This is a genomic window from Klebsiella scottii, assembly GCF_036561945.1.
In the GTDB taxonomy this organism is placed as follows: Bacteria; Pseudomonadota; Gammaproteobacteria; order Enterobacterales; family Enterobacteriaceae; genus Klebsiella; species Klebsiella scottii.
In genome coordinates, this window is sequence record NZ_JARXNI010000020.1 from 3,173,571 (window position 1) to 3,186,986 (window position 13,416).

Here is a 13,416-nt window from a genome sequence, read left to right on the forward strand (position 1 = left end):
TGGCCGCGCCGACCGCGTTTGCCTACCGGTCAGGGTGCGCCGGAGCGCGGGCAGCCGCAAAACGGCTTAAACCAAAAGTTCTGCCGCCAGCCGCGAAACCAGCACATTGGAGAGCAGAACCGGCACGTCCAGCGCTTTTTGCAGCACGTCCCGATGGTGCTGATGGTAGCCGAGGCAGTCCAGCACCAGCACGTCGGCCCCCTGCTCCAGCAGCGCCCTTCCGGCATCGAGCAAATCGCTATCGCCGCCGCTAACCGGATTCGCCAGCGCGTAGTACGGCGCGCTGTTCAGCGAGAGCCATTTTTGCTGCTGCAATGGCAGAGCGTCCGCGACGGGAACGATGACTCCCACCTGATGACCGTCGACAATCGACGCCACCAGCGGCGGAATAATTCGCTGTGGCTCCAGCAGGATAGCGTTGTGCGCCGTAAAGCCGCTGAGCATGTCGGAGCTCAACAGCAGGATGACGTCATATTCTTGCCGGTCGAGCACCGCGATAAGGTGCTTTAAATCACGTTCAATCTTCCACCGCGAGACCTCGGCCATGCGGTTGTCATTCAGTAAGGTAAGCAGGCGCTCGTCGTCGGGGTCAACGGCATAATCCTCCATAACCTCTTCGCGCGTCATTTTACCTAACAGGCTAATATGCGTGATCTGCTCTTCCCTGATATGTTCGGTTAAAAGCGGCAGGACTTCCGCCACCGGCACCACGCCAACGGTTAAAATGGCCATCGTTGTACTCATATCATCTACCTTTTCACTTCCACACCTTCAGCACAGGCTTACCGCATAATATCCGCCCCCCTGGTGGCTAAAAATCAACCGTCCAGAAGCGTAGCAGCTTAGCGCTCCAGTAGAGTGTAAAGATTCCGGATGAGTCAGGAGCTCTCCTGAAAAATCCGCACCTTAGGTATTCATTAGTACGCGTGATGAATTAAAAATGTGACGGACATCCTGTTTTACCCCCTGACTGAGCCAGCAGGTCGCCGCGCAGATCCGCTAATCAGCGGAGAGCGACGTAGTGAGCGGAGTCAAAAAAACCTGCCAGAGGTTTCACTGACAGGCAGCAGCGCAGAAGGAGGGTTACGATTTATCAGGGTCCTCATAGCGCCGTTTGGCGTCCAGCGCTTCGCTCTCGACAGGATGTTCGCTAATCAGTGAATCGGGGGTGGGATAATCGGCGCGCAGCTGGTACCAGGTCTCAGTCTGGCCCTTCTGACCTTTCTCAACGGCAACGACGCGCGCTTCTCGCGGATATGGCGGTCGGTCTGGCATAGCTCTTCCCTCTTTTAGCGTACGAGCTATAAAGTATAGATACCCGCGCTCTGTTTACCGTAGGTAAAGTCCTAACTCGCTCCGTTATCCGCCAGCCTGAAGGATTAATTAGCGACCGTACAGGCGCTCTGCAGCGTCGCCACAATCTGCCCAACCACCTCATCCGGCGCGGCGGTCGCATCAATGATATGGTGCGCGGTAGCCCGGTACAGCGCCTCCCTTTGTGCCAGCACTTCGCCAACTTCATCGCGGATCGGTTTGCCGGTCAGGGTCGGGCGCTGTTCGGTTTTCGGATACGCTTCAAGGCGGTCAATCAGCGCTGATACCGAGGCCTGGAGATAGATCACCACGCCGTTTTCGCGCATAAACTGACGGTTCTCTTCGATCAGCACAATGCCACCACCGGTAGCAATAACCGTTCCCGGCTGGGTGACCGCTTTTAGCGCCTGCGACTCCAGCTCGCGGAAGCGATCCCAGCCCTCCTGCTCGACAATCGTCGCGACCGTACGCTGCTCATGCGCCTGCAGGGCATGATCGGTATCGGTAAACTGGTAATTACGCGCCCGTGCCAGCGCGTGGCCGATCGTCGTTTTACCGCAGCCGCGCGGACCGATGAGATAGATTGGCTGTGTCATTACCGAAGACCCTCTGGTTCCGCATTTTGCGGGAAAATGAATACGAAAAGTAAGCAATGATACCTGCAAAGCGGCGTCACGATAATCGTAAAATAAACGTTACAAATAATCAGATATTCCCTTTCATCATAGAGAGCAAAGGGATTTGGCATGTAAACTTATCATTGCATTAAATGTTGTGCCAGATTTACCGCTACTTAGGGATTATTTTTTAGCCGCTGGCTGGCGTAAACGGTAACACATTTATGCAAAGCTTTACGCTGCAACATATTTACAACATGGTCAGTTCAGACGCACTCTGACCGTAATTTATCAGTGTGACAGAGGAATGTATCATGCAATCTGAAGAACAACGCCTTATTGATGGGCTGTTTTCCCGACTAAAAGAGGCCGGGACGCAGAGCGCATCGCGCGATGCCAGCGCCGAGGAGCGGATTGCGCAGCACATCAAGGAGCAGCCGGCCGCCCCCTACTACATGGCGCAAACGATCCTCATTCAGGAAGCTGCGATTAAGCAGCTCAACGATCGTATCCAGTCGCTGGAGAGCCAGGTGACGCAGCTGCAGGCGGCAAAACCGAGCAGCGGCGGATTTCTCTCCGGCCTGTTCGGCGGCGGCCAGTCGCAGTCGCGTGGTTCCGACCCTATTCCGGGCGCGGAGCAGTACGGTCGGCCGCAGGCCAGCGCGCAGCCGCAGTATGCCCCGCAAATGCAGCCGCAGAACTACGCTCCTCAGGCGGCTCGCGGCGGCGGCTTTATGGCCGGAGCGCTCCAGACCGCCGCAGGCGTAGCGGGAGGCGTGGTGCTCGGCAACATGCTGACCAATATGTTCAGCGGATCGCATCCGCAGGAGATCGTCAATATCATTGAAGAGAAGCCGCAGGCTGACCTCACGCAGACGGCGGATAGCAGCGCGTCGGACGATCTCTTCCGCCAGGACGACAATCAGTTCCTTGCGGATAACAGCACCTACAGCTCCGACTTCGACGCCGGTTTCGGCGATGACGACATCGGCAGCGATGACGATAGCTGGGTTTAAGCTACCTATCCTTAGTCTCTGAAAGCCACTTCTCCAGCGCGGCGGCAAACTGCTGACGGTCGCGCTGCGATAAGGTATCCGGGCCGCCGGTTTGCACGCCGCTGGCCCGCATCGTCTCCATAAAATCACGCATCGTCAGGCGCTCGCGAATGGTGGCCTCGCTGTAGCGCTCGCCGCGCGGATTGAGCGCCGCGCCGCCTTTGGTCAGCACTTCGGCGGCCAGCGGAATATCGGCGGTAATCACCAGATCGCCCGGCTCACACAGGCGAACGATTTCATTATCGGCCACATCAAAGCCCTGCGGTACGCGTAGGGTACGAATAACGCGCGACGGCGGTACCCGCAGCGCCTGGTTTGCCACCAGCGTCATCGGCGTTTGCGTGCGCTCGGCGGCACGAAACAAAATTTCTTTAATCACGTTTGGACACGCGTCCGCATCAACCCAAATATGCATTCCAGCTCCTGTTGACGGAAAAGGGAGCTATTATTGTCACCTGCTTTTGTCCCCCGGGAAAGCTCCGGAGTGATAAGCTAGATAGCTCACGACAAAATAAGCACAGGAGAAGGGTGATGGAGAAGAAAATTGGCTTTATCGGCTGCGGTAATATGGGTAAGGCCATTCTCGGCGGCCTGATCGCCAGCGGGCAGGTACAGCCGGGACAAATTTGGGTCTACACCCCGTCGCCGGAAAAAGTGGCGGCCCTACGCGACCAGTACGGGATCAATGCGGCGGAGAGCGCCCAGGACGTTGCGCAGGTCGCGGATATCGTGTTCGGCGCGGTGAAGCCGGGGATTATGGTTAAAGTGCTGAGCGACGTCGCCTCCAGCCTGAACAAAGATTCTCTGGTGGTCTCCATCGCTGCGGGCGTCACCCTCGATCAGCTCGCGCGCGCGCTGGGACACGATCGCAAAATCGTCCGCGCCATGCCGAACACGCCGTCTCTGGTCAACGCGGGGATGACCTCGGTCACGCCTAACGCGCTGGTCACCAGCGAAGAAACCGCTGAAATTCTGACTATTTTCCGCTGCTTTGGTCAGGCTGAGATTATCGCGGAGCCGATGATCCATCCGGTGGTCGGCGTCAGCGGCTCTGCGCCGGCCTACGTATTTATGTTTATTGAAGCGATGGCTGATGCCGCCGTCCTCGGCGGAATGCCGCGGGCCCAGGCCTATAAGTTTGCCGCCCAGGCGGTGATGGGCTCGGCTAAAATGGTGCTGGAAAGCGGAGAGCATCCTGGTGCGCTGAAGGATATGGTGTGCTCGCCGGGCGGAACCACTATCGAGGCGGTTCGGGTGCTGGAAGAGAAAGGTTTCCGTTCAGCGGTGATCGAAGCGATGGTGAAATGCATGGAAAAATCAGAGAAGCTCAGCCGCTCCTGAAGCCAGGAATAATCGCGGGTGAGGCCTGGCCTCACCCGTTTCCACTACCCCTGTTTTTTCAGGCAGGCGCTCATAAATTTCTTACGGTCGTCCCCTTTCAGCGACTGCTGGGTCGCCTGGCCGTTACATTCGCCCATTTTTTGCTGCTGAGGCGTTAACCCTTTACTCTCCTGAGCCGGCGCATCTTTCTTCAGACAGCTGCTCATAAACGCTTTGCGCTCATCCCCTTTCAGCGATTTTGCCGACGCATCTTTGTTACAGACCGTCATTTTTTGCTGCTGGGGAGTCGGCGTTTTTTCCGCGGCACTTACCGCTGTGGCAAAGACCAAACCAAACAACAGGGCTACCAGTAATGTTATTTTCATCGCACCATCCTTCTGTGAGTCAATCTCTGTAAGTCTGGTCGCTGACGGGAAAAAAACCAGCCGGCGGCAGAAATTCGCCGCCGGCACGGGCTTAATTCAGACCCAGGGCAGCTTTCATGGTGTAGAACAGATCGGTTTGATCGGTTAAGCCCACTACGTTCGCGGCATGCGGGCCGTAGGCGGCGATACGCAGCTGCGTACCGGTATGCTCCATCGACTCTCCCTCGGAGTTACCGTAGCTCATCACCATCACCGAACCGTCTTTCGTGGTCAGCGCCTGAGTCAGGCCCGGCGCTTTCGAATCAGCGGGGATAATCTGGCTGGAATGCGCGTGATCGGCGGTCACCACCACCAGGGTGTTGCCATCTTTTTTGGCGAACTCCAGCGCTTTTTGCACCGCTTCGTCAAGATCGACGGTTTCGCCAATCTGGCCGCACGGGTTCGCCGCGTGATCCTGTTTGTCGATGGAGGCCCCTTCAACCTGCAGGAAGAAGCCCTTCTCATTGCTGCTCAGCAGGCTGATGGCTTTATCCGTCATCTGCGCCAGCGTCGGCACCGAGGCGTCACGCTTCGCGTTCGGCGTGCAGGTCACCGCCGGCTTGTCGATATTGCCGTGCAGGGAGGCTTTAGGCCCTTCCCAGCGTACCGGCATATTACCGTCAGAAAACAGCCCCAGCAGCGGTTTGCCCTGGTTGGCTTCGCCGACCGCGGCCAGCGAAGTGGCGTCGGTGACAATCTGGTAGCCGCGAGCGACCGCCTGGTCATGCAGCGTTTTGCCCTGCCATTCACCGGCGGTGGCGGTTTCGGCGAACGTTTTAGCCCCGCCGCCTAGCGTTACGTCGGCGCGGGCGTTCAGCAGCTGCTCGGTAATCGAACCCTTGCCGCCTTTTTCCAGCGCGTTGGCCGGACATTTTTCGCTGGTGACGCTGGGGCCGTAGCATTTACGTGAAGTCACGTGCGCCACCAGCGCGGCTGGGGTGGCGTCCTGCAGTTCGGCGGTAGAGACGTTGCCGGTAGCAAAGCCGGCGGCTTTCGCCAGCTCAAGGATGGTCTGGTGATCTTTTTCGTGGATATCGACGCCCAGCGCGCCGTTATAGCTTTTTACGCCGGTGGTCCAGGCCGTCGCGGACGCGGCGGAATCGGTCACATAATCCGGCTTGCCGGTTTTCTTATCCAGAGAATAATGGGTGTACTGGCCGGTCAACGGCAGCGCATCAATACCTTTGAAGAAGCCGCCTGCGCCTTCGGCGTAATTGCGGGCGGCGGTAATTTCTGAATCCCCCATTCCGTCACCAATCAGCAAAATAATATTTTTCGCAGGTTTGTTGATTAATGAGGCCTGCAAAGCGGCAGTTTGGTCGCCGCTTAAACGACGAGCGCCGCCGGGAGTTGTGATATCTCCCTGGGCGGCGCGATTATCCAGAGCCGGGGCGGACGGGGTATCAGCATGAATAACCGGGGAAGCCAGCAGAGGCAGCAGGGCAATAAAGAGGGCGCTTAATTTCACTTTTGTCGTCTCCATGTAAAAATACTTAAAAAACAAAACGTGGGAGACTTTATAAAAGCGATGTGACAGTAAAATGACAGCATCCATACCTTGTCACTGGCGCTAGCTACGAGGATGCCGCAACAGCTTTTTTATATATTGCTGCAACCGCTGGGTATCGCGCTCATCGACCAGCGGGCCCGGGCTGGCCTGCTCTATAGCCTGTTCAATGTCGTGAATTAACGCCTGCTGCGCGTCCTGCGCCATATGCCTTAGCAGCGCCGTCACCACCACTTCCAGCGCCTCAACCTGCACCGTCAGCTCCTTTGTTTCCTCTTCCTTTTGTGCCAGATTTACCAGTAGCTCGGCAATGAGATTCTTCACAACGCTTTATCCTTAGGCGAGGTCAGTTGAGTTGCTATTTATGTCATACATTAGCCGTCGGATACCAGAATTATTTTTTTAAAATGATTACTTACCGCCATCAATATTAAGCGAAACGTTTTGCTCATTACTTATTTGGCATGAGGAATACCGCGAATACCGGCGTAATAATCTTCATAACTAAATTTAATAGATAAGAGTTAAAAAGAATATTGCTATTCAGCGGGCCCGGCAATAATGCCGAAAGGCGGTAAACCTGGCGGCACCTGGAGCATAGCTATGTAACGGGTCGGGACTCATGGACGAGCCGGGCGCCGCAGGGTCAAGGCATCGGCAATTTTAAGCATGGCGCATATATAACTATAACGTATCGCCATAATATATCTGATAGCCCAAATTCACGCTGTCCGGCGCATCTTTACCGGCAAGTCTGGCGAGCAGTATTTCGCTGGCCGTTTTACCGATGTCATAACGTGGGGTAATGACGCTGGCTATTTTCTGCAAACTCGCGCGGCCAATTTCCAGCCCGTGAAAACCAGCAATAGCCATCTCCTGCGGCACCGCTTTACCCTGCGACTGGCATTCAAGCAATACGCCAACCGCCAGATCGTCATTGGTACAAAAAATCGCGTCGATACCCGGGCACGACTGCTGCATTTTCAGGAACATCTGCCGCCCAAGGGCGACCGAAGAAATAGTACGCGGAGCCATATGATACGCCTTCAGGCCATGAGCCTGCAGCGCCAGTTCGGTACCGCGAAAACGGCTCAGATCGCGGGGATCGTCCATTGAGCCAAAAAAGGCGATTGACCGTTTGCCGCTTTCGAGAAAAGCGTTGGTCATGTCCCATGCCGCCTTTTCGTTATCGAATCCCACCTGAATATCAAGCTGCGGGCCACCGAAGTCCATCAGTTCCGCAACCGGAATACCGCTCGCGCGTACGTATTGGATCATGCGATCGCTATGCTGCTTGCCGGTCAGGATCAGGCCATCGATATTATATGAAAGCAGGTTGAGCACTTCGCGCTCTTCGCGCTGCGGGTCATATTCGTAGTTAGCGATCAGGGTCTGGTACTGATGCGCGGAAGTCACCGACTCAATACCGGCCAGCACATCGGCGAAAATCTGATTGCGAAAGGAGGGGATCAGCACGCCGATTGTTTTACTGCGCGCGTTGAGCAGGATTTCCGGTGCCCGGTTAGGGATGTAGTTATTCTCTTCCATGACTTTAGAAATAAGCTCGCGGCTGCGCTGCGACACCTGGCCTGGGTCGCGCAAATAGCGGCTCACCGTCATTTTATTAAGCCCCGCCAGGTTGGCGATATCCTGTAATGTCATCCGGCTGTTTTTCATCAGGTTCTCTACGACAAACGACTTATGTGCTCGCAGAGAACCTTACCACAGCAGCTACGGTTTATGTTAACCCGCAACCTTTTTTGCCGTTACCAGTGATGAAGAGGGTTCATTATTGGCACGCACGTTATACATCAGCACCACCGAGGCCAGCAGCGCGATAGCCATAAAGGTGTAAGAAACGCCGGGACCGCCCGTAACGCCATTCAAATAGCCAACCAGCCACGCGCCGAGGAAAGCACCAAGCGCCCCGAAGCTGTTAATCAGCCCCATAGAAACGCCGGAGACGTTACGCGGCAGCAGCTCAGGAATCAGCGCAAAGAAAGGACCGTACGGCGCGTACATGCAGGCGGCGGCAATCACCAGCAGCGCATAAGAGAACCAGAACGCCTGGTTGCCCACCATCCATGAACCGAAGAAGGCAATAGCGGCGATCAGTAACAATGGCCAAATGAACAGCTTACGATTCTGGAACTTGTCCGACAGCCAGGAGACCGTCAGCATTAATATAATGGCAGCCAGATACGGCACGGCCGCCAGCCAGCCTACCGCCACAATATCCATCTGTGCGGCATTTTTCAGAATCGACGGCATCCACATCATAAAACCGTACACGCCGATGCTCCACAGCGCATGCACGGCGCACAGCATAATGACGTTGCGCGACCGCAGCGCTTCGCCATAATTACGTACCGGCTTGATATTACTCTGTTCGCTATCCATCGCCTGCTGCAGAGTCTGTTTTTCCTGCTCATTCAGCCAGGAGACCTCTGAGGGTTTATCGCGAACCAGTATCCACCAGCATACCGCCCACAGGACCGCCGGAATGCCTTCGATAATAAACATCTCCCGCCAGCCCCAGGACTGAATCAGGTAGCCGGAAACGATAGACATCCACAGCACGGTCACCGGATTACCGAGGATCAGGAAGGTATTGGCACGCGAACGCTCGGTTTTGGTAAACCAGTTGCTGATATAAATCAGCATCGCTGGCATCACCGCCGCCTCGACCACGCCGAGGGTAAAGCGAATAGCCATCAACATCGGAATATTACTGACAAATCCGGTCGCCGCCGCGCAGACGCCCCATAATATAAGGCTGCAAAAAATCATTTTGCGCACGCTGCGCTTTACGGCATATATCGCACCGGGAACCTGGAAAAAGAAATAGCCGAGAAAAAAGAGCGCACCAATCAGCGACGCAGTCCCTTTGGTTATACCTAAATCATTTTCAATTCCCGCCGCGGCGGCAAATCCGTAATTCGCGCGGTCAAGATATGCCAGACTATAGGTAATAAAAATGATGGGCATTAAATACCACCAGCGACGCGCTGGTAACTTCGCGAGCATTTGCATAAGCAATCCTCAGATTATGATCGTAATCAAACGGGTTTAATTATTACTTCAGCTTAATTTTATTAACTGCGCCTAAAAACAATAGCGATGCAGCCTGAAATATAGCGAGAATTAGACTGCGGCTAGCATCCCGCCGTCGACAAACAACACATGACCGTTAACGAAGTTTGCCGCCGGAGAGGCCAGATACACCGCAGCGCCAATCAGCTCTTCCGGTTTTCCCCAGCGGGCCGCCGGCGTACGCTGATACAGCCACGCGGAAAACCCCTCGTCGTCCACCAGCGCAGCCGTCATCTCGGTAGCAAAATAGCCGGGTGCAATGCCATTAACCTGAATATTATATTCCGCCAGTTCCACGCACATTCCGCGGGTTAGCATTTTAACCGCCCCTTTCGATGCGGCATAAGGGGTAATGGTTTTTCGACCTAATTCACTTTGCATCGAGCAAATATTTATTATTTTACCCGCACGACGCGTCATCATATATTTAGCAACCTGCTGCGAGACGAGGAATACGCCTTTCTGGTTAACGTCAATAACCCGATCCCACTCCTCTTCGGGGAATTCAGTAAAAGGATATCGACGCTGGATCCCGGCGTTATTAATTAAAATATCTATCGCACCAATTTCCTGCTCAATACGGGTAATCCCACGCTCAATCTCCGCCGCCTTAGTCACATCAAATGCGCATCCCACTGCGCGATAGCCTCGGGCAACCAGCGCCTGCGCGGCCTGGTCCGCACGCTGCTGAGTCCGATCGTTGATAATGATCTCCGCGCCGTACTCTGCAAGGCCGCCGGCCAGCAGATTGCCAATCCCCTGAGCAGAACCGGTGATGAGCGCTCGTTTCCCTGACAAATCGAATAAATTTCTCATAAAACCTCTTTCCAGATAGCTGTTACGCGTAACTGTATACGCGTAACAGCTACAAATAGAAGGGGCAAAGAGGTGAAAATGATCATTTTGTGATCGGAGATACATTTATAACCGAGAGATATCGGTAACCGGCATTTACGCTGTGACGTAAATACCGGCAGAAGGGAGGAGTGTGATTAAGCCGTCGTTTGGCGGCTGCGCCGCAGCATAACGGCCAGCTGCCAAAGGTTAATAAGGACGATAATCGCCGTGGCGATAAACACCCAGCGGAAGCCGGCCATTGCCGATACCGAGGCGCCAATCAGCGGCCCGACCACGTTCCCCAGATACATAAACGACTGGTTGTAGCCGAAGATGCGTCCGGTAACGCTATCGCTGCAGTATTTGAGCAGCAGGGTTTGCACCGCGGGCAGCATCGCGCCGTCGGCAAAGCCAAGCATGAAGCGCAGCACGCCCAGCTGCAGCGGCGTGGTCACGAACGACATCGCGAAGAACATCACCACCGCGCAGCACAGCGTCGCCAGCAGGATCCGCGAGGTTCCGATCCGATCGCCAAGCTTGCCTAAACGCGGGGCCGAGATCAGCGCCGAAACGCCCGGCACGGCGGCAATCATTCCGGCGAGGAAGGCAATATTATTACTCTCCGGGGCCATCGATTTGATAAACAGCGCCAGAATCGGGCCGATTGAACCGTTGCACAGCTGGATCACCAGGGTCGTGAAGAACAGGCTAATAACCAGGCCAGGATACGGCAGCGAAGCAAATACCTCTCTGCCGCTTAAGCGATCCGCTTTGTTGACCTGCGGGCGCACGCCCTCTTTAATCAGGAACAGCGTCACCAGGAAGCTCACCGTCAGCAAAATGGCGGTAATGATAAATACCATTCGCAGCCCAACGTGATCGGCAAGGAAGCCCCCCAGCAGCGGTCCGCCGATTACGCCGCTAATTTGCGCCGTCGACAGGGTACTGAGCGCCCAGCCGCTGCGCTCTCGCGGTACCTGGGAGGCCACCAGCGCCATCGCATTGGGAATATATCCGGAAGTCAGCCCCATCACCGCACGCAGGATAAACAGCTGCCAGACGTTAGTCGCAAAGACCTGGAGCAGGATGGCAATCGCCATCCCCAGGGAGGCGCGCAGCAGCATCAGCTTGCGCCCTTTGCGATCCGCGAGGCTGCCCCACATCGGCGAAACGATGGCCGATACCAGGAAGGTGACGCTAAAGGTCAGGCCCGACCACATCGACAGCGCCTCGTGAGAGGTGACGCCGAGCTGGGAAACATAGAGCGGCAAAAACGGGAGAATTTGGCTGATTGCCAGGCCGGTGAAAAAGCACCCGAACCAGACGGAGATAAGATTAACCTTCCAGGATTCCATAACTACGCGTATTCATTAGTTTTTTGTGAATTATTATCTAGCTTAGCAATTTCCCTCAGCGGGCGTATTACCAGAGATGCGCTAGCGATCAGTTTAGTATTTTATCGCTCCATATCCCGATTTATAAAATATTATCAGAGCTAATCGCCGGAGCCTCAGCGCGTTGTGCTGAGGCTCCGGCACCGGCGGGCATCGGTTTCCGCCCTCGCCTGCCGATCCGCAGCGGCGGTTGAACAGCTTTTAACCCCCTGCGATCTGCCGCAGAGATTCTGGCAGCCACGCCGTCATTGCGCATGCTATGTTATGTGCTTTGATGTAATCAGGATGGAAGTTGAAATGGCTAAGATGAGGGTTGGGATCGTTTTTGGCGGCAAGTCGGCAGAACATGAAGTGTCGCTGCAGTCGGCGAAGAACATCGTGGAAGCAATTGATAAATCGCGCTTTGACGTCGTTCTGCTGGGGATTGATAAGCAGGGTATCTGGCATATTAACGATGCCGGTAACTATCTGTTGAACCCGCAGGATCCTGCCCGTATTGCGCTGCGCCCCTCTGATGTCACGCTGGCACAGATTCCCGGTCGCGAATCCGGGCAGCTGATTAATGCCGACAGCGGCCAACCGCTGGCCGCCATCGACGTCATTTTCCCGATAGTGCACGGCACTTTGGGAGAAGACGGCTCGCTGCAGGGTATGCTGCGGATGGCTAACCTGCCCTTCGTCGGCTCGGACGTGCTCGGCTCCGCCGCCTGCATGGATAAAGACGTCACCAAACGCCTGCTGCGTGACGCCGGCCTGTCTATCGCGCCGTTTATTACCCTGACCCGCGCCAACCGCCAGCGTTTTAGCTTCGCTGAAGTGCAAAGCACGCTCGGCCTGCCGCTGTTTGTCAAACCGGCCAATCAGGGTTCGTCGGTGGGCGTCAGCAAGGTGAACAACGAAGAACAGTATCAGCAGGCGGTCGCGCTGGCTTTTGAATTTGACCATAAAGTGGTGGTTGAACAAGGGATTAAAGGCCGGGAGATCGAGTGCGCGGTATTGGGTAACGACGCTCCTCAGGCCAGCACCTGCGGCGAAATCGTCCTCAACAGCGAATTCTACGCCTACGACACCAAATACATTGACGACCAGGGAGCGAAAGTCGTCGTTCCGGCGGCCATCGACGGTGAAGTTAACGATAAAATTCGGGATATTGCCGTTCGTGCCTATCAGACGCTCGGCTGTAGCGGCATGGCGCGCGTCGACGTATTTCTGACGGCAGATAATGAAGTTGTTATCAATGAAATCAACACGCTGCCAGGATTTACCAATATCAGCATGTATCCCAAACTGTGGCAAGCCAGCGGGCTGGATTATACCAGCCTGATCACCCGCCTGATTGAGCTGGCGCTGGAGCGTCACGCCGCCGATCGGGCGCTGAAAACTTCGATGAACTGATGAGATTGCCCCGGCGGCGCTGCGCTTGCCGGGGCGACAGGTTTACGGCCCGGTCGGCTGGATAACCCGCAGCGCCCTAAGCTTCCTCTGCCGGACGACGGCGAATAATAAACCCCGCCAGCCAGAAACTAATGACCCAGGTCACCAGCCCGACGGCATAGGATTGCCAGCCCTGAGTTTCAAACCCCAGCAGCCCCACAACGCCATTCAGAATAAAAATTAACCCCAGCGCAATAGCGTAATAGTGCCAGTCACGGCGAATTTTCTCAGTGAGCTTCATGACAACTCCAACGGCAAAAAAATCATCTTCGCACAGGCGCAATCCGCGGTCTGTAGCGACGTTGAGAATTATTTAACAGTGGGAGATGGCTCTCCATTTCACAAATTTTTAGCACGCTCGCAAAGTGGCAAGTTCAGGAGTATTCCTGGCCGAAAATTACCAGCAATCTGATACTGGAT

At 55.3% G+C, this 13,416-nt stretch carries 15 protein-coding genes; 3 read left to right on the plus strand and 12 right to left on the minus strand.

The genetic code is table 11. The features are described 5' to 3' along the window. Nucleotides 1-66: 66 nt before the first annotated feature. The 3 genes from QFI97_RS22575 to aroL form a co-directional block, all read right to left on the minus strand. On the minus strand, nt 67-744 hold the full coding sequence (locus QFI97_RS22575) for an AroM family protein (RefSeq protein WP_095094293.1): 678 nt from the start codon (nt 742-744) through the stop codon (nt 67-69). Nucleotides 745-1,083: 339 nt separating this feature from the next. Next, the gene (locus QFI97_RS22580) at nt 1,084-1,275 is read right to left on the minus strand and encodes a YaiA family protein (protein ID WP_095094292.1); all 192 of its coding nucleotides are present in this window, start codon (nt 1,273-1,275) and stop codon (nt 1,084-1,086) included. A gap of 104 nt (nt 1,276-1,379) precedes the next feature. After that, complete coding sequence (gene aroL, locus QFI97_RS22585) at nt 1,380-1,910, minus strand: shikimate kinase AroL (RefSeq protein ID WP_095094290.1); 531 nt, start codon at nt 1,908-1,910, stop codon at nt 1,380-1,382. 335 nt (nt 1,911-2,245) lie between these two features. On the opposite strand from aroL, the gene QFI97_RS22590 reads away from it, so the two are divergent. Continuing rightward, the gene (locus tag QFI97_RS22590; protein WP_346432020.1) at nt 2,246-2,947 is read left to right on the plus strand and encodes a DUF2076 domain-containing protein; all 702 of its coding nucleotides are present in this window, start codon (nt 2,246-2,248) and stop codon (nt 2,945-2,947) included. 1 nt (nt 2,948) lies between these two features. On the opposite strand, the gene QFI97_RS22595 is transcribed toward QFI97_RS22590, so the two are convergent. Continuing rightward, complete coding sequence (locus tag QFI97_RS22595; RefSeq protein WP_346432021.1) at nt 2,949-3,401, minus strand: YaiI/YqxD family protein; 453 nt, start codon at nt 3,399-3,401, stop codon at nt 2,949-2,951. Nucleotides 3,402-3,517: 116 nt separating this feature from the next. Between QFI97_RS22595 and proC the strand changes: the two genes are divergently transcribed. Continuing rightward, nucleotides 3,518-4,327: a pyrroline-5-carboxylate reductase gene (gene proC / locus QFI97_RS22600; protein ID WP_095094283.1), complete on the plus strand. Its 810-nt coding sequence runs from the start codon at nt 3,518-3,520 to the stop codon at nt 4,325-4,327. A gap of 44 nt (nt 4,328-4,371) precedes the next feature. Here proC and psiF read toward each other — a convergent pair whose 3' ends face one another. The 7 genes from psiF to QFI97_RS22635 all read right to left on the minus strand — a co-directional run bounded on the left by psiF (nt 4,372) and on the right by QFI97_RS22635 (nt 11,523). Beyond that, nucleotides 4,372-4,692, minus strand: coding sequence for a phosphate starvation-inducible protein PsiF (psiF, locus tag QFI97_RS22605; protein ID WP_095094281.1), 321 nt, complete (start codon nt 4,690-4,692; stop codon nt 4,372-4,374). A gap of 91 nt (nt 4,693-4,783) precedes the next feature. Then, nucleotides 4,784-6,214, minus strand: a complete 1,431-nt coding sequence (gene phoA, locus QFI97_RS22610) for an alkaline phosphatase (protein ID WP_346432022.1) — start codon at nt 6,212-6,214, stop codon at nt 4,784-4,786. Between the two features lie 87 nt (nt 6,215-6,301). Then, nucleotides 6,302-6,562, minus strand: a complete 261-nt coding sequence (iraP, locus tag QFI97_RS22615) for an anti-adapter protein IraP (protein ID WP_095094280.1) — start codon at nt 6,560-6,562, stop codon at nt 6,302-6,304. Between the two features lie 360 nt (nt 6,563-6,922). Next, nucleotides 6,923-7,915: a DNA-binding transcriptional regulator IdnR gene (gene idnR, locus QFI97_RS22620; RefSeq protein WP_331834121.1), complete on the minus strand. Its 993-nt coding sequence runs from the start codon at nt 7,913-7,915 to the stop codon at nt 6,923-6,925. A 66-nt stretch (nt 7,916-7,981) separates the two neighbouring features. Continuing rightward, entirely contained in the window at nt 7,982-9,271 is a 1,290-nt protein-coding gene (locus tag QFI97_RS22625) for an MFS transporter (RefSeq protein WP_095094277.1), read from the minus strand. A 111-nt stretch (nt 9,272-9,382) separates the two neighbouring features. Next, nucleotides 9,383-10,147, minus strand: a complete 765-nt coding sequence (idnO, locus tag QFI97_RS22630; RefSeq protein ID WP_346432023.1) for a gluconate 5-dehydrogenase — start codon at nt 10,145-10,147, stop codon at nt 9,383-9,385. Between the two features lie 176 nt (nt 10,148-10,323). Next, complete coding sequence (locus QFI97_RS22635) at nt 10,324-11,523, minus strand: multidrug efflux MFS transporter (RefSeq protein ID WP_346432024.1); 1,200 nt, start codon at nt 11,521-11,523, stop codon at nt 10,324-10,326. A gap of 336 nt (nt 11,524-11,859) precedes the next feature. Between QFI97_RS22635 and ddlA the strand changes: the two genes are divergently transcribed. Then, entirely contained in the window at nt 11,860-12,957 is a 1,098-nt protein-coding gene (gene ddlA, locus QFI97_RS22640) for a D-alanine--D-alanine ligase (protein ID WP_095094271.1), read from the plus strand. Nucleotides 12,958-13,033: 76 nt separating this feature from the next. Here the strand turns inward: ddlA and QFI97_RS22645 are convergent, their stop codons facing one another. Beyond that, the gene (locus tag QFI97_RS22645) at nt 13,034-13,237 is read right to left on the minus strand and encodes a DUF2754 family protein (protein ID WP_095097897.1); all 204 of its coding nucleotides are present in this window, start codon (nt 13,235-13,237) and stop codon (nt 13,034-13,036) included. Nucleotides 13,238-13,416 lie beyond the last annotated feature (179 nt).